13 protein-coding genes are annotated in these 16,285 nt (G+C 69.4%); 12 read left to right on the top strand and 1 reads right to left on the bottom strand.

Features of this window, described 5'->3' with window-relative positions; all coding sequences use genetic code 11:
• Window positions 1-2 precede the first annotated feature (2 nt).
• From folC to ACZ4SA_RS08380, 10 genes are all read left to right on the top strand, one after another.
• The gene (folC, locus tag ACZ4SA_RS08425; protein WP_468271152.1) at window positions 3-1,526 is read left to right on the top strand and encodes a bifunctional tetrahydrofolate synthase/dihydrofolate synthase; all 1,524 of its coding nucleotides are present in this window, start codon (window positions 3-5) and stop codon (window positions 1,524-1,526) included.
• Between the two features lie 6 nt (window positions 1,527-1,532).
• On the top strand, window positions 1,533-1,880 hold the full coding sequence (locus tag ACZ4SA_RS08420; RefSeq protein WP_468271150.1) for a DUF4233 domain-containing protein: 348 nt from the start codon (window positions 1,533-1,535) through the stop codon (window positions 1,878-1,880).
• Window positions 1,881-2,006: 126 nt separating this feature from the next.
• On the top strand, window positions 2,007-2,420 hold the full coding sequence (gene ndk, locus ACZ4SA_RS08415; protein ID WP_356638248.1) for a nucleoside-diphosphate kinase: 414 nt from the start codon (window positions 2,007-2,009) through the stop codon (window positions 2,418-2,420).
• 255 nt (window positions 2,421-2,675) lie between these two features.
• Window positions 2,676-3,695 (top strand): rod shape-determining protein, encoded by a 1,020-nt coding sequence (locus tag ACZ4SA_RS08410; protein ID WP_468271246.1) that lies wholly within the window; start codon window positions 2,676-2,678, stop codon window positions 3,693-3,695.
• A 127-nt stretch (window positions 3,696-3,822) separates the two neighbouring features.
• Window positions 3,823-4,872 (top strand): rod shape-determining protein MreC, encoded by a 1,050-nt coding sequence (gene mreC, locus ACZ4SA_RS08405; protein ID WP_468271148.1) that lies wholly within the window; start codon window positions 3,823-3,825, stop codon window positions 4,870-4,872.
• Window positions 4,873-4,885: 13 nt separating this feature from the next.
• Window positions 4,886-5,557: a rod shape-determining protein MreD gene (gene mreD / locus ACZ4SA_RS08400; protein WP_468271146.1), complete on the top strand. Its 672-nt coding sequence runs from the start codon at window positions 4,886-4,888 to the stop codon at window positions 5,555-5,557.
• A 16-nt stretch (window positions 5,558-5,573) separates the two neighbouring features.
• Window positions 5,574-7,739 carry a penicillin-binding protein 2 gene (gene mrdA / locus ACZ4SA_RS08395; RefSeq protein WP_468271144.1) on the top strand — a complete coding sequence of 722 codons (2,166 nt, stop codon included), beginning with the start codon at window positions 5,574-5,576 and terminating at the stop codon, window positions 7,737-7,739.
• A gap of 3 nt (window positions 7,740-7,742) precedes the next feature.
• Window positions 7,743-8,942: a rod shape-determining protein RodA gene (rodA, locus tag ACZ4SA_RS08390; RefSeq protein ID WP_468271142.1), complete on the top strand. Its 1,200-nt coding sequence runs from the start codon at window positions 7,743-7,745 to the stop codon at window positions 8,940-8,942.
• Window positions 8,943-9,055: 113 nt separating this feature from the next.
• Entirely contained in the window at window positions 9,056-10,573 is a 1,518-nt protein-coding gene (locus ACZ4SA_RS08385) for a CYTH and CHAD domain-containing protein (protein ID WP_468271140.1), read from the top strand.
• Between the two features lie 52 nt (window positions 10,574-10,625).
• Window positions 10,626-12,581 carry a TIGR03960 family B12-binding radical SAM protein gene (locus ACZ4SA_RS08380; protein ID WP_468271138.1) on the top strand — a complete coding sequence of 652 codons (1,956 nt, stop codon included), beginning with the start codon at window positions 10,626-10,628 and terminating at the stop codon, window positions 12,579-12,581.
• Between the two features lie 508 nt (window positions 12,582-13,089).
• Here ACZ4SA_RS08380 and ACZ4SA_RS08375 read toward each other — a convergent pair.
• Entirely contained in the window at window positions 13,090-13,758 is a 669-nt protein-coding gene (locus tag ACZ4SA_RS08375) for a hypothetical protein (protein WP_468271136.1), read from the bottom strand.
• A gap of 282 nt (window positions 13,759-14,040) precedes the next feature.
• Between ACZ4SA_RS08375 and ACZ4SA_RS08370 the strand changes: the two genes are divergently transcribed.
• The gene (locus ACZ4SA_RS08370) at window positions 14,041-15,306 is read left to right on the top strand and encodes a hypothetical protein (RefSeq protein ID WP_468271134.1); all 1,266 of its coding nucleotides are present in this window, start codon (window positions 14,041-14,043) and stop codon (window positions 15,304-15,306) included.
• Between the two features lie 123 nt (window positions 15,307-15,429).
• Complete coding sequence (locus ACZ4SA_RS08365; protein ID WP_468271132.1) at window positions 15,430-16,209, top strand: TIGR03936 family radical SAM-associated protein; 780 nt, start codon at window positions 15,430-15,432, stop codon at window positions 16,207-16,209.
• Window positions 16,210-16,285: the final 76 nt, after the last annotated feature.

Here is a 16,285-nt window from a genome sequence, read left to right as displayed (position 1 = left end):
CCGTGAGTGAGCACCCCGATCCGTTCGACGAGTCCGATCTCTTCGACGAGCCCGATCGCTTCGAAGAGATCGTCGACGCCGAGACCGACCGTGACCCCGACCTGGCGGTGATCGAGGCCGGGAGCCGCACCCTGCGGGCCCAGGCCGGGTCGCCGCAGAGCGACGTGCCGGCCCGCCCGTCGGACCCGGAGGTGGACCGGGCCCTGCGCGAGGTCGAGGCCGACCTGGCGACGCGGTGGGGCGAGACCAAGCTGGAGCCGTCCGTCGGCCGTATCGAGGCGCTGATGGACGTGCTGGGTGAGCCCCAGCGCGCCTACCCCTCGATTCACATCACGGGGACGAACGGCAAGACGTCGACGGCCCGCATGATCGAGGCCCTGCTCTGCGCGTTCGAGCTGCGCACCGGCCGGTACACCTCGCCGCACGTGCAGTCGATCACCGAGCGGATCAGCCTGGATGGCGCGCCGATCGAGGCGGAGCGGTTCATCGAGACGTACAACGACATCAAGCCGTACGTCGAGATGGTCGACACAAGCCAGGACTTCCGGCTGTCCTTCTTCGAGGTGCTCACCGGAATGGCCTACGCGGCCTTCGCCGACGCGCCCGTCGACGTGGCGGTCGTCGAGGTCGGCATGGGCGGCAGCTGGGACGCGACGAACGTGATCGACGGCTCGGTCGCCGTGGTCACCCCCATCGACCTGGACCACACGGACCGGCTGGGCGGCACGCCCGCCGAGATCGCCGGGGAGAAGGCCGGGGTCATCAAGCAGGGCGCGACCGTGATCCTGGCGCAGCAGCCGGTGGATGCCGCGCAGGTGATGCTGAAGAAGGCCGTCGAGGTGGATGCGACGGTCGCCCGCGAGGGCATGGAGTTCGGTGTGGTCGCGCGTGAGATCGCGGTCGGCGGACAGCTGCTGACGCTGCGTGGTCTGGGCGGCGAGTACGAGCAGATCTTCCTCCCGCTGTACGGCGCGCACCAGGCGCACAACGCGGCCGTGGCGCTCGCCGCTGTCGAGGCGTTCTTCGGCGTGGGCGCGGGGGAGGCCCGCACGCTGGACATCGACACCATCCGCAAGGCGTTCGCCTCCGTGGCCTCGCCCGGCCGTCTGGAAGTCGTGCGCCGCAGCCCCACAGTCGTGCTGGACGCCGCGCACAACCCGGCGGGGGCGCGGGCGGCGGCGGCCGGTGTCACGGAGTCGTTCGGCTTCTCCCGGCTGATCGGTGTCGTGGGCGCGAGTGACGACAAGGACGTGCGGGGCTTCCTTGAAGCCTTCGAGCCGATCTTCCACGAGATCGTGGTGACACAGAATTCCAGCCACCGCGCGATGAACGCGGACGTGCTGGCCGCGGTCGCCGTGGAGGTATTCGGCGACGAGCGGGTGGTCGTCGAGCCGCGGCTCGACGACGCGCTGGAGGCGGCGATCACGCTTGCCGAGGAGGAGGCCGAGTTCGCCGGCGCGGGTGTGCTGGTGACTGGTTCCGTGATCACGGTCGGCGAGGCCCGGCTGCTGCTGGGGAAGGGCTGAGATCCCGTGCGTACGCTCTGTGCATCGACGCTGATCGGCGAGTTCTTCGTCATCGGCTTCGCCGGTCTGGTCGCCATGAAGTCGGACGACGTCTCGATGACGGCGGTCTGGACGGTCTGCGGTGTCGCGATGCTGCTGTCGCTGCTGCTGTGCGGCATGATCACCCGCCCCGGCGGGATACAGCTCGGCTGGGCGCTGCAGGTCGCGCTGATCGTCAGCGGGTTCGTGGTGCCGGCGATGTTCTTCCTCGGCGTCCTCTTCGCCGGTCTGTGGTGGGCGTCGGTCCACTACGGCCGCAAGATCGACGAGGCGAAGGCGAAGTGGGCGGCACAGTCGGAGACGGCCGAGCCGTGAGGACCCGCTCGAGTGTCGCGGGAGGGCCCTGCCGCCCATGACGTACGGGGCGGGTGACGCCTCGTACGTCACACCCGGTAATGTCGGCCCAACCGCACACTTCTGGCCTGCAAGGAGCCGCACACCATGACTCAGCGCACCCTCGTCCTGCTCAAGCCGGACGCTGTCCGTCGCGGACTCGTGGGCGAGGTCATCGGCCGCATCGAGCGCAAGGCCGACTGGAAGATCACCGCGCTGGAGCTGCGCACTCTCGACCGCGCCACCCTGGAGCAGCACTACGCCGAGCACGTGGGCCGGCCGTTCTACGAGCCGCTCGTGGAGTTCATGCTCTCCGGCCCGGTCGTCGTGATGGTCGTCGACGGCGAGCGCGTGATCGAGGGCGTACGCCGCCTGGCGGGTCCGACCGACCCGATTGCCGCCGAGCCGGGGTCCATTCGGGGTGACTTCGGCACGATCGTCCGGGAGAATCTCATCCACGCCTCGGACTCCGAGGAGTCCGCCATTCGGGAACTGAAGATTTTTTTCCCGGGCCTTTCCTGACAGCGCATCAGCCGAACAGCGCTCTTGTCCTGGGGCGACCGATGGAATTTCGGTCGCCCTTCGGCATAGGCACGGGTATTGCGGGAACGCATCGCTCCAACGCATCGTCACCATAAACAGAGGTGGACCACCGCGCGGTGTCCGTGCAGGCGGCACTACGATGGAAGCCTCCACGCCACAGCACCCACCTCGCCATCCTGAAAAGCCATCAATGCTCGATTTGGGAAGGCCAGACGCATCCTCATGGGGAACAACATGTCGTTCATCGGCCGTGACATGGCTGTCGACCTCGGGACCGCCAACACGCTGGTGTACGTCAGAGGCCGGGGGATCGTTCTCAACGAGCCGTCCGTCGTCGCCATCAACACCAACACAGGCGGCATTCTCGCGGTCGGCGCCGAGGCGAAGAAGATGATCGGCCGGACACCGGGCAACATCGTTGCCGTCCGGCCGCTGAAGGACGGCGTGATCGCCGACTTCGAGATCACCGAGCGGATGCTCCGCTACTTCATCCTGAAGATCCACAAGCGCCGGTACCTCGCCCGGCCCCGCGTCGTCGTCTGTGTGCCCTCCGGCATCACAGGAGTCGAGCGCCGCGCGGTCATCGAGGCGTCGACGCAGGCGGGCGCCCGGCAGGTGCACATCATCGAGGAGCCCATGGCCGCCGCCATCGGCTCCGGTCTCCCCGTCCACGAGGCCACCGGCAACATGGTCGTCGACATCGGCGGCGGCACCACCGAAGTCGCCGTGATCTCGCTCGGAGGAATCGTCACAGCACAGTCCATCCGCGTCGCAGGCGACGAGTTGGACAATGCGATCATCCAGCACATCAAGAAGGAGTACTCGCTTCTCCTCGGTGAGCGGACCGCGGAAAGCATCAAGATCACCATCGGTTCCGCGTACGAGTTGGAGAAGGACGAGCACACCGAGATCCGTGGCCGTGACCTCGTCTCCGGTCTGCCCAAGACCGTCGTCATCTCCGCCGCGGAGGTCCGCAAGGCCATCGAGGAACCGGTCAACGCGATCGTCGACGCCGTGAAGACGACACTCGACAAGTGCCCGCCCGAGCTGTCCGGCGACGTCATGGACCGCGGCATCGTCCTCACCGGCGGTGGGGCGCTGCTGCGCGGCCTCGACGAGCGGCTTCGCAGCGAGACGGGCATGCCGATCCACATCGCCGAGGACCCGCTGGACTCGGTCGCGCTCGGATCCGGCAAGTGTGTCGAGGAGTTCGAGGCGCTCCAGCAGGTGCTGGACGCCCAGCCGCGTCGTTAGACGGTCGGACAATACGCCGTACGGGGGGCTGAGAGGCCCCCATGGGGACCTCCCCGCCCCCGACACGGGGGAAGGACCGTTGCCCTACGACACGACCATTCCTACGAGGAAGGCACGGCCGCCGCACGTGAGGGACACAAAGGAGAGCCGGCTGCTCCTGGTGCTGCTGATCGCCATCGCGTTCGCCTTGATCACGGTGGACATCCGCGGCGGTGAGGAGTCACCGATCGACGGCGCCCGGCAGACCGCGGCCTCGGTCTTCGGGCCCGTCGAGAACGGCGTCGCGGCCGCCGTCGACCCGATCGGCAACGCGATCGGCGCGGTCCGGGACTCCGGTGACCGTCACGACCGCATCAAGCAGCTCCAGCTGGAGAACGCCGAGCTGAAGCAGCGCCTCGGCAGCGACGACCGCAACCGCAGCCGGCTGCGCCAGCTCGACGGCATGATCAGGACCGCGGCAGCCGGCCAGTACGGCATCAAGGGCGCCGAAGTCATCGCCATAGGAGCCGCCCAGGGCTTCTCCTGGACGGTGACCATCGACATCGGTGCCGAGGACGGCATCAAGCGCGACATGACGGTCATCAACAACGAAGGGCTCGTCGGCCGGGTCACCACCGTCGGCTCCCGCACCTCGACCGTCCTGCTCGCCAGCGACCCGGACTTCACCGTCGGCACCCGCATGGAGAAGACGGACGAGTTGGGCTTCGCGACCGGCCAGGGCGACCGGCCGCTGCTGGTCCAGCTCCTCAACGGCAAGTCGAAGGTCAAGGAGGGCGACCGGCTGGTGACCTTCGGCTCGCAGGCCAACAAGCCGTTCGTGCCGGGTGTCCCGGTCGGCGAGATCGTGCGGGTGGACCCCGCCCGGGGCGACCTCACCCGGAACGTCTATGCGCGCCCCTACGTCGCCTTCAGCAAGCTCGACGTCGTCGGTGTCGTCGTTCAGGCGCCCCGCACCGATCCGCGAGACACCGTGCTGCCGCCCAAGCCCGAGGCCCCCAAACCCACCCCGACCGTCACGGTGACGGTCACCCCCGGGGTGTCGCCCGACGGCGACGAGGCGCAGGGCGAGAACAACGGCGAGGCGCAGGGCGACGGCGAGGCACAGGACGACGGGCAGGCACCGGACGCGCTGGATTCCGGCGACGGCGACGCCACAGGCCAGAACGACGACAACTAGGAGCTGATCCGTCATGCGTTTCAACCGGATGCTGCTCTCGACGGCGCTCGTCGTGGTTGCCCTCGTCGTCCAGGTCTCCGTGCTCTCCCGCCTCCAACTCCCCGGCGCGGTCCCCGACCTGATGCTCCTCGTCGTCCTCGGACTCGCGATGGTCTACGGACACATGGCCGGGGCCTTCATCGGATTCGGTGCCGGCCTGCTCGCCGATCTCGCCCCGCCCGCCGACCACGCGGCCGGCCGCTATGCGCTCGTGCTGTGCGTCATCGGCTACCTGGCCGGCCTGGTCCGTCCCGAGAACGGCCAGCCGCTGCGGTCCGCCACCGGCCCGATGGCCGTGGTCGTCGCCGCTGCCGTCGGCTCGACGCTGCTCTACGCGATGGTCGGCGCCCTCGTCGGTGACACCGCCGCCCGCCATGTGGGTCTGGTGAGCCTGCTGCTCACCGCCGTCGTCTACGACCTGGTTCTCGCGCCCTTCACCGTGCCGCTGGTCATGTGGCTCGCCAGACGCAGCGAGAACGATCCGCTCGCCGACAGCCAGAGTTCCGGCGGCACCGATGTCGCAGCGGGCTGGCTCACCTCCGGTACGGGGCTGCGCCTCGGCGGCCAGCGCGGCGGGCTGCGCCTCAAGGCGGCGAGGACACGGGCCGCCCGGGCCGGGCGCATCAAGGGAGTGAAGCGACTGTGACCGAGGGGGCAGCGGCATGAGCAACATCCCGGAGACCGGGCGGACCCCCCGGGTCCAGATCCGTCTCGTCATCATCCAGGTACTCGTCTTCTCCCTCCTGTTCACCCTCGGCGGCCGGCTCTGGTATCTCCAGATCCGCAACGGCGAGGAGTACACCGACGAGGCGAAGAGCAATCACGTGCAGCGGGTCGTCAGCCCCGCCGTCCGCGGCTCGATCCTCGACGCCCGCGGTGTGCCGCTGGCCGACAACGAGACCCGCCTCGTGGTCTCCGCCTCCCGCACCGCGCTGATGAAGATGGGGGACGACGGCAAGGCCGTCCTCACCCGGCTCGCCGGCGTCCTCGGCATGAAGCCGAAGGAGGTCATGGACAAGGTCCGGCTCTGCAACTCCGAGACACCCCAGCCCTGCTGGAACGGCTCGCCGTACCAGCCGATCCCGGTCACCGACGAGGCCACCACCCAACAGGCCCTGCAGATCCGCGAACGGACGGAGGACTTCCCCGGCATCACCGCGGAGCCCACCGCCGTCCGCCGCTACCCCGCGCCCGCCAAGGCGCAAAGCTCGCAGGTACTCGGCTATCTGTCCCCCGTCACCGACGAGGAGATCCAGAAGGCCAAGGACAGCGACTCGCCGTTCCTGCGTTCCGACCAGGTCGGCCGGTCGGGCCTGGAGCGCAGCTACGACGAGGAGCTGCGCGGCAAGGCAGGCGTCACGTCGTACGAGGTGGACAAGCTCGGCCGGGTCATGGGCCAGGCCGAGGCGGACCCGGGCGTGCCCGGCTCCCACCTCGTGACCAGCATCGACGCCCGTGTCCAGGGCGTTGCCGAGCACGAGCTCCACCAGGCGATGAAGACGGTCCGGCAGGAGACCGACAAGGTCACCGGCCGCAAGTACGAGGCCGACGCGGGCGCTGTCGTCGTCATGGAGTCCAGGACCGGCCGCGTGGTCGCGATGGCCTCCCAGCCCGACTACGACCCCAACGCCTGGGTCGGCGGCATCTCCGCCAAGGACTACGCCAAACTCACCGGCAAGAGCTCCAACTACCCCCTGCTCAACCGGGCCATCCAGGGCCAGTCACCCGCCGGCTCCGTCTTCAAGGTCGTGTCGGCCAGCGCGGCCGTGCGGGCCGGCTACCCCTTCGACGGCCGCTACAACTGCACCAGCTCCTACAGCATGGGCAACCGCAGCTTTGCGAACTTCGAGTCCAAGGGGCACGGCCCGATCTCCCTCGGCGACGCCCTCAAGTTCTCCTGCAACACCGTCTTCTACCGTCTCGGCCACGAGGAGTGGAAGCGCGACGGCGGCCTCAAGCCCAAGAAGAAGGCCCACGACTGGTTCTACCGGACCGCCCACGACTTCGGATTCGGCGCCGAGACCGGCGTCGACCTGCCGAACGAGGTCACCGGCCGCATCCCCGACCGCCAGTGGAAGAAGAGCTTCTGGGAGGCGAACAAGGACGCCTGGTGCAAGCAGGGCAAGAAGGGCGGCACCTACGTAGAGCAGATCGCCTATGAGAGCTGCCTCGAAGGCAACCAGCTGAAGGCCTTCGACAGCATCAACTTCGCCATCGGCCAGGGCGACGTGCTCATCACCCCCATCCAGCTGGCCACCGCCTACGCCGCCATCAGCAACGGCGGCACCCTTTACAACCCGACCATCGGCAAGGCCGTGATCAGCCCCGACGGCAAGAGGATCCAAGAGATCGAGCCCAAGGCCCACGGCAAACTGCCGGTCGACGCCGAAACCGTCAAGGATCTCGACAAGGGCCTGCGCTCCGTCGTCGAGCCCGGTGGCACCGCCGCCTGGAGGTTCGGCGGCTGGCCGCAGGACAAGATCCCGATGCGGGCCAAGACCGGTACCGCCCAGGTCTACGGCAAGCAGACCACCTCGTGGTTCGCCACCTACACCGACGACTACACCATCGTCATGACGATCTCCCAGGGTGGCACGGGCTCCGGCGCATCCGGCCCCGCGGTGCGCAACATCTACGACGCGATGTACGGGCTCGACAAAGAAGGCAACCAGGATCTGAAGAGGGCCCTGCTGCCGAAGCCCCAGCAGACCCTGCCCGAGATCTCCCCCGACGGCTCGATCGAGGCACCGGAGGTCAAGCCCTACGTGCCTCCGAAGCCGAAGGACGCCGAAGAACTGCTCGCGGGCCCGCCCGCCTGGAGGGACTGAGCCATGGCCACAGGTGGCTTCACCGTCTCCGGTTACGGCCCCGAGCACGGCGGGCTCTGGAGCAGGCTCACCGCCCGCGACTCCGTCGTGCGCAGGCTCGACTGGCCGATCCTGTTCTCCTCGGTCGCGCTGTCGCTGCTCGGGGCGCTGCTCGTGTGGTCCGCGACGCGCGGCCGTACGGAGCTCAACCACGGCGACCCGTACTACTTCCTCGTCCGGCACCTCCTCAACACCGGCATCGGTCTCGTGCTGATGGTCGGGACGATCTGGCTCGGCCACCGGACCCTCCGCGGAGCGGTCCCGTTCCTGTACGGGCTCTCCGTGGTGCTCGTGGTGCTCGTACTGACCCCTCTGGGCGCCACCATCAACGGCGCGCACGCCTGGATCCAGCTGGGCGGCGGCTTCTCCCTCCAGCCCTCGGAGTTCGTGAAGATCACGATCATCCTGGGGATGGCGATGATGCTCGCCGCCCGGGTGGACGCCGGCGACCAGGTGCATCCCGACCACCGCACCGTCGCCAAGTCGCTGTGCCTGGCCGTGCTGCCGATGGTCATCGTCATGCTGATGCCGGACCTCGGCTCGGTCATGGTGATGGTGGTGATCGTCCTCGGCGTGCTGCTGGCCTCCGGGGCGTCCAACCGCTGGATCTTCGGCATCATGGGCGTCGGAGCGGTCGGGGCGGCCCTTGTCACCGCCCTCGGGCTGCTCGACGAGTACCAGCTCAACCGTTTCGCCGCGTTCGCCAACCCCGAGTTGGATCCGGCCGGCGTCGGCTACAACACCAACCAGGCACGTATCGCGATCGGCTCGGGCGGACTGTACGGCGAGGGCCTGTTCAACGGCCACCAGACCACGGGCCAGTTCGTGCCGGAACAGCAGACCGACTTCATCTTCACCGTCGCCGGCGAGGAACTCGGCTTCCTGGGAGCCGGACTCATCCTCGCGCTGCTCGGCGTCGTGCTCTGGCGCGCATGCCGCATCGCCCGCGAGACGACCGAGCTGTACGGCACGATCGTCGCCGCCGGGATAATCGCCTGGTTCGCCTTCCAGTCCTTCGAGAACATCGGCATGACCCTCGGCATCATGCCCGTGGCCGGCCTGCCGCTGCCGTTCGTCTCGTACGGAGGCACGTCGATGTTCGCGGTCTGGATCGCGATCGGACTGCTCCAGTCGATCCGCGTCCAACGCCCGATAAGCGCATAGCGCCCGGTCCCGCCCGCGCAGCCCCCGGTCCTGCGAGGACGGGACCGGGAAAAGGTCACGCCGGCCGCCTCCGTGGGCTGCCGCCAAATCGATTCAGCGACTAAATTCGGGTCATGGCGGACACCAAGCGCGAGATCGAGCGTAAGTACGAAGCCACCCCCGACACGCCCCTGCCCGACCTGAGAAAGATCTCCGGAGTCTCGGACGTCGCAGACAAGGGCGTCGTCGAGTTGGACGCGGTGTACTACGACACGGCCGACCTGAGGCTCGCCGCCGCGGCAATCACACTTCGCCGCAGGACCGGCGGCGCCGACGCCGGGTGGCATCTCAAACTGCCGGTCGCCCCCGGCGTGCGCGACGAGATCACCGCGCCCCTGTCCGACCTGCTGCCCGAGCCTCTCGCCGCGCTCGTACGCGCCCACACCCGTAGCGCCGAGATAGTGCCCGTCGTACGACTGCTCTCCTCGCGCGACGTGCTCCACCTCTTCGACGCCGACGGTGCGCTGCTCGCCGAGGTCAGCAGGGACGCGGTCGTCGCACAGCGCCTCACCGACGGCAACCGCACCGCCCAGTGGGACGAGATCGAGATCGAACTCGCCGACCAAGGAGACCCGGCCTTCCTCGACGCGGTCGACAAGAAGCTCCGCAAGGCCGGTGTGCTCCCGGCCGAGTCGCCGTCCAAGCTCGCCAGAGCCCTCGTGGAAACCGGAGCGGCCCCCGAGGAACGCCCGACGGCCGAAGCACCGACCACCGCGGGCGACCACGTCCTCGCGTACCTCCGCGACAAGCGGGACGCCCTCGTCGCGCACGACCCCGGCGTACGCCGCGACCTGCCCGACGCGGTGCACCAGATGCGAGTGGCGACCCGCCGGCTGCGCAGCGCCTTCCGCAGCTACAGGAAGGTCGTCGACCGCGCGGTCACGGACCCGCTGGCCGACGAGCTCAAGTGGCTGGCCGCAGAGCTGGGCGTCGCCCGGGACCACGAGGTGCTCAGCGAGCGGCTGCGTGCCCACGTGGAGGCGCTGCCCGACACGCTGGTCCTCGGTCCGGTGCACGCCCGGCTGCGCATCCGCTCAGCAGCAGGCGGCGCGGAGGCACAGGAGCGGGCCGTCGCCACCCTGGACAGCGAGCGCTACTTCGCGCTCCTCGACGCGCTCGACGCGCTGCTCGCCGACCCGCCGTTGCGCAAGGCAGCCTCCCGCGCCCCCGAGGACGTGCTGGCGAAGGCCGTCCTGAAGGACTACGCCCGCCTGTCCACCCGTGTCGAACGCGTCCTCGAACTGCCCCCCGGCGGTGAGCGGGACCTCGCCATGCACGACGCCCGCAAGGCCGCGAAGCGCGCCCGCTACGCGGCCGAGGCCGCCGGGCCCGCGCTCGGCAAGGCGGCGAAGCGGTTCGCGAAGCGCATGAAGGCAGTGCAGACCCTCCTCGGCGAGCACCAGGACAGCGTCGTCGCACGCGAAGCGCTGCGGGACCTGGCGATCCAGGCACACGCGGCGGGCGAGACCGCCTTCACCTGGGGCCTGCTGTACGGGCAGGAGCAGGCGGCCGCCGCGGACAGCGAGCGCGAGCTTCCGCAGGTCTGGCAGCGGGCGTCCCGCCCGAAAATTCGGGCGGCCCTGACAGGCTGACCACCAAGGTACGCTTGAGGGTCACCCCTGCCAGCTCATGAAAGTCGCGTAGATGTCTGCCGAGTCGGTCTTCCCACAGCTCGAAGCGCTGCTCCCGCATGTGCAGAAGCCCATCCAGTACGTCGGCGGTGAGCTGAACTCCACCGTCAAACCCTGGGAGTCCTGCGACGTCCGCTGGGCGCTCATGTACCCGGACGCCTACGAGGTCGGTCTGCCCAACCAGGGCGTCATGATCCTCTACGAGGTACTGAACGAGCGGGAGGGCGTGCTGGCCGAGCGTACGTACAGCGTCTGGCCCGACCTCGAGGAGCTGATGCGCGAGCACAAGGTCCCGCAGTTCACCGTGGACAGCCACCGCCCCGTCGGCGCCTTCGACGTCTTCGGGCTCAGCTTCTCCACAGAGCTCGGCTACACCAACATGCTCACGGCCCTCGACCTCGCGGGTATCCCCCTCGAGTCGAAGGACCGCACGGTCGACCACCCGATCGTCCTGGCCGGCGGCCACGCGGCCTTCAACCCGGAGCCGATCGCGGACTTCATCGACTGCGCCGTCATCGGCGACGGCGAGCAGGCCGTCCTCGACATGACGGAGATCATCCGTGCCTGGAAGGCCGAAGGCCGTCCGGGCGGGCGCGAGGAGGTCCTCTTCCGCCTCGCGAAGACCGGCAACGTCTACGTCCCCGGCTTCTACGACGTCGAGTACCTGCCCGACGGCCGCATCGGCCGGGTCGTGCCCAACAAGTCGGGTGTGCCGTGGCGGGTGTCCAAGCACACGGTCATGGACCTCGACGAGTGGCCGTACCCGAAGCAGCCGCTGGTCCCGCTCGCCGAGACGGTCCACGAGCGGATGTCCGTCGAGATCTTCCGCGGCTGCACCCGCGGCTGCCGTTTCTGCCAGGCCGGCATGATCACGCGCCCCGTGCGGGAGCGAAGCATCACCGGCATCGGCGACATGGTCGAGAAGGGTCTCAAGGCGACCGGCTTCGAGGAGGTCGGCCTGCTGTCGCTGTCCTCCGCGGACCACAGCGAGATCGGCGACATCGCCAAGGGCCTCGCCGACCGGTACGAGGAAGACAAGATCGGCCTGTCGCTGCCGTCGACCCGCGTCGACGCGTTCAACGTCGACCTGGCCAACGAGCTGACCCGCAACGGCCGCCGGTCCGGTCTCACCTTCGCCCCCGAGGGCGGCTCCGAGCGCATGCGCAAGGTCATCAACAAGATGGTCTCCGAGGAGGACCTGATCCGTACGGTCTCCACCGCGTACGGCAACGGCTGGCGCCAGGTGAAGCTGTACTTCATGTGCGGTCTGCCGACGGAGACCGACGAGGACGTGCTGCAGATCGGCGACATGGCCGTCAAGGTCATCGCCGAGGGCCGCAAGGTCTCCGGGCAGAACGACATCCGCTGCACGGTGTCCATCGGCGGGTTCGTGCCCAAGCCGCACACGCCGTTCCAGTGGGCACCGCAGCTGAGCGCCGAGGAGACCGACACGCGGCTGGAGAAGCTGCGCGACAAGATCCGGGGCGACAAGAAGTACGGCCGCTCGATCGGCTTCCGCTACCACGACGGCAAGCCCGGCATCGTCGAGGGCCTGCTCTCGCGCGGTGACCGCCGCGTCGGAGCCGTCATCCGCGCGGTGTACGAGGACGGGGGCCGCTTCGACGGCTGGCGCGAGCACTTCTCGTACGACCGCTGGATGGCGTGCGCCGACAGGACGCTGCCGGACTTCGGCGTCGACGTCGACTGGTACACGACGCGAGAGCGCACGTACGAGGAGGTCCTGCCCTGGGACCACCTGGACTCCGGTCTCGACAAGGACTGGCTCTGGGAGGACTGGCAGGACGCGCTCGACGAGACCGAGGTCGAGGACTGCCGCTGGACGCCGTGCTTCGACTGCGGGGTGTGCCCGCAGATGGACACGGCTATCCAAATCGGCCCCACCGGCAAGAAGCTGCTGCCTTTGACGGTCAGGAATGCTGCACCGGCACCGAGCGGTCACGTGCACTGAGCTGCACCGGCACCGAGCGGTCACGTGCACTGAGGTGAGCACGGCACGCGCTGGGGTGCTTGATGCCCTGGCAGGGGCGAGCGAGGACGAGGGAGCCGCTGCGCCGGCTGCTCTCGGCGCCACTGGTCGTCAGCAGCCGACGGCCCCGCGGCGTGGCCCTCGAACGCCCCTGCCGGGGGCCAGAGACGCCGGCGGGGTGCATGATCCGCCGTTCCACCGGCGCTGACGTACGAACCCGGCTGCCAGGCACGGTATGCCGTCATCCGTGGGTGCCTGCGGCCTGTTTGCACGGCTCCAGTCCGGCACCGACTGCCGGATGTCCCCCTGGATCACGCCCTTGAACGGGACGGCCGGCACCACATCGACAAGCTCTTCCGAGACGCAGCACAGCGGCTGGAAGCGCGGTGCCGCCGCAGGTGACGCCTGCCCGCTGTGGATCACAGCGCCAGGAGTGTCCTCGGCCCGACCGGCAGGGAGCTGCTGCCGTGCTTGTCACCGGAGACGAGGATCAGGCGTGGCGCTGGTAGTTGTTCTCGTAGTCGTCGAAGACGATGTGCGCGTCGCCGTGTGCGTCCACCCGGAGTTCTTCCTCGAGCGTGCGGACGCGGTACTGCCAGCCTTCGGGAAGCTGCAGACGATCTCCGATTGTGGGCAGTTGCTCCACGCTCAGGTCCGGGTCGACGTGCCGGGAGAGGCTTTGCATGACGTACTGGTGGCCCTCGGGGGAGACGAGTTCATGGATCTCGCGACCCTTCAGGAAGAGCGACTGGGTGGTGCGCACCACGGTGAACCGCCTGTAGGGCGGCCGCTGGGCGCTGAGGAACGTCTGCAGATCAGGGACATGGATTTCGGCCACGGTGTGCATGCCGATGCCTCTTACGGTGGTCACTCGTCCTCCGTCGAGGAGCTCTGCGGAGGCGGTGTCCACGAGGGCGCGGCGCGGCCCGTTCATCCACACCGCATCCCCGTGGAACTCCGCTGCCAGGGCGGCGGGGTCCAGAGCGCGGAACTGCTCGTCGGTGAAGTCGACCGGCAGGCCGAGGGTGTTGTATGCCGCCCCTGTTGCTCCGGGGCCGTCAGCGTCCTTGGTGAAGACGATGATCTCGGCGTGCGGTACGCCGCGGAGATTCTCGAACGTCTTGGTCACTGTGCTCTGGCTGGCCGGTGTTGACGACATGCGGTGACTCTCTTTCTCCGACACGAAGGTTCTGAACGGCCGGCGGATCCTTGACGCCATCTGGCAGCTGAAGTCCTCGGGCCCCGCACGCCTCCGGCCGCGAAACTATGCGCCCACCCGGGCTCCTGCTCCTGGACGGGGTGCGCCGTTCGGCCGGGCGGGTGCGATTTGTGCCCGCACGGCACTGCCGGGCGCGGTGCGAGGGCGACGAACACGCCGGTGTGGTAGACGCAAAGCGGCAGGTGGTGCATCCGTACGGGCCTGTGTTGCGTCATGTCTGACATGGACTTGGAAAAGCCGTCGCAGGCACCCACCGGCCGGCGCCACGGCGCGCCCGTGGCGCCGAGGGACTACGAGCCGGGCGACGGCTGCCTCGCCGCGGTCATCAGGATTCCGGTACGGATCGTGGTGGTCCTCGTCGTCCTCCCGGTGCGGATGCTCTGGGACGTACTGATGGTCTGCGGGCGGGTCCTGCAGAAGGCCCTGCTGAGGCCGCTGGGCCGGGCGCTCGGCTGGTTCTTCGAGAAGGTGGTCACCCCGGTCGCGCTCGGCGTCGGCCGGCTGGCCGTCGTCATCGGCAAGGCGCTGTTCGTCTGGCCGTGGGTGGCGCTGTGGCGGTACGTGGTGGTGCCGGTGGTGAAGTACGGGCTGGTCGTTCCGGCGGTGTGGGTGTACCGGCAGCTGCTGACTCCGCTCGGCCATGGCATCGCCTGGCTCGTCGAGCACCTTCTCGTCGCACCGGCGCGATGGATCCACCTCAGGCTGCTCACCCCGGTGGGCCGCGGCATCGCCTCGCTGGCCCGCGGCATCGGGTACGGCATCGCTTGGCTGGCTCGCGGTATCGCGGCAGTGCTGGTCCGGCTGGGCGCGGCGCTGTTCGTCTGGCCGTGGGTGGCGCTGTGGCGGTACGTGGTGGTGCCGGTGGTGAAGTACGGGCTGGTCGTCCCGGCGGTGTGGGTGTACCGGCAGCTGCTGACTCCGCTCGGCCACGGCATCGCCTGGCTGGCCCGCGGCATCGGGTACGGCATCGCCGCCGTCCTGCGCGGGCTGTGGGCAGCCACCGCCTGGCTGGTCATGACCCTGCTCGTCGCCCCCGCCGCGTGGCTGTACCGGTACGTCCTCGCCCCCGTGGGCCGGGAGATCGCCGCCGCCGTCGGCATCGCATGGCGCGTCGCGGGGTACATCTCCCGCGCCGTCGGCCGGGGCCTGAAGTGGCTCGCCCGGAACCTGGTCGGCCGCCCCGCCCGCTGGTTCTACGTCGGCGTGTGCACACCCGTCGGCCACTTCGTGCGCGACGCGGTCTGGCGGCCCGCCAAGAAGGCCGCCGTCGAGACCGGCCGGGCGACGCGCGCGGCGCTGCGCCGGGCCGGCGAAACCGTGCGCCAGGCACGGCGCGACGCCTGGCGTGCCCTGGGCGGCACGCCCCGTGATCCCCGGCCCGTGGCGGGCTTCGGGGGCCAGGCGCGTAACCTGGGTGGCAGACAACAAACACAGACCGTTCCCGGCGCGGCGGCCGAATCCGAGATCTCCCTGCACAAGCGGGGGTGAACCGGTCGGCCCCCGGGGAGCACCCCGCACGTTGAGGGCGGCGCGCCACCCGCGCCCGTCCCGCACCGAGGAGAAGAACCACTGGGCAAGCGACAGCCCGAAGGCCCGCCGCCCGCACCTGCGGTGCAGCGCATCCGACTGCGCTACACCAAGCGCGGCCGCCTCCGGTTCACCAGCCACCGTGACTTCCAGCGCGCCTTCGAGCGGGCACTGAGGCGTGCCGAGGTGCCCATGGCGTACTCGGCGGGCTTCACCCCGCATCCCAAGGTGTCGTACGCCAATGCCGCACCCACCGGCACGGGCAGCGAGGCCGAGTATCTGGAGATCGCCCTCACCGAGCACCGCGACCCGGACAAGCTGCGTGAGCTGCTGGACGAGTCGCTGCCGGGCGGGCTCGACATCACCGACGCGGTCGAGGCCCGTACCTCGGGCCTTGCAGACCGGCTCACCGCCTCCGTGTGGGAGCTGCGCCTGGACGGTGTCGGGTTCGACGAACTCGCGAGCGCCGTTGCCGCGTTCCTTGCCGCTGAGACCGTCGAGGTCCAGCGGAAGACGAAGAACGGCATGCGGACGTTCGACGCCCGCGGCGCCGTCGCCGCCCTCGAGGCGGCTCCGGCGGCGTCCGATAGGCCAGGGGACGGGCCCTGTGCGATACTGCGCCTGGTTGTTCGGCACGTAACACCTGCCGTGCGACCCGACGACGTCCTGTCCGGTCTCCGAGCTGTGGCCGACCTGGCGCCGCCGGTCCCCGCAGCGGTGACCAGGCTGGCGCAGGGGCTCTTCGACGAGGAGTCCGGCACGGTGACCGACCCGCTCGCGCCCGACCGCGAGGCAGTCCTGGCCGCACCATCCGCGGCCGCCGGGACCGCCCCTGCGACGGCGCCGGAAGGTCCCGCCGCGTAAGGACGGTCGTCGAGCGCAGCCCTGGTACTCGGGAGCCACCTGGGTCGGGCAGCGCGATGACACAGGAGACTTTCGC

The organism is Streptomyces sp. NPDC027962, assembly GCF_055566095.1.
Note: the sequence above shows the minus strand (reverse complement) of the source record. Positions and strands in the feature narration are given on the sequence as shown.

Coding starts and splice junctions, on each gene's coding strand:
- rodA (WP_468271142.1), top strand. CDS start 7,743: ATGGCCACAGGTGGCTTCACCGTCTCCGGTTACGGCCCCGAGCACGGC.
- ACZ4SA_RS08410 (WP_468271246.1), top strand. CDS start 2,676: ATGTCGTTCATCGGCCGTGACATGGCTGTCGACCTCGGGACCGCCAAC.
- mreD (WP_468271146.1), top strand. CDS start 4,886: ATGCGTTTCAACCGGATGCTGCTCTCGACGGCGCTCGTCGTGGTTGCC.
- ACZ4SA_RS08380 (WP_468271138.1), top strand. CDS start 10,626: ATGTCTGCCGAGTCGGTCTTCCCACAGCTCGAAGCGCTGCTCCCGCAT.
- mrdA (WP_468271144.1), top strand. CDS start 5,574: ATGAGCAACATCCCGGAGACCGGGCGGACCCCCCGGGTCCAGATCCGT.
- ndk (WP_356638248.1), top strand. CDS start 2,007: ATGACTCAGCGCACCCTCGTCCTGCTCAAGCCGGACGCTGTCCGTCGC.
- ACZ4SA_RS08370 (WP_468271134.1), top strand. CDS start 14,041: ATGGACTTGGAAAAGCCGTCGCAGGCACCCACCGGCCGGCGCCACGGC.
- ACZ4SA_RS08375 (WP_468271136.1), bottom strand. CDS start 13,758: ATGTCGTCAACACCGGCCAGCCAGAGCACAGTGACCAAGACGTTCGAG.
- ACZ4SA_RS08385 (WP_468271140.1), top strand. CDS start 9,056: ATGGCGGACACCAAGCGCGAGATCGAGCGTAAGTACGAAGCCACCCCC.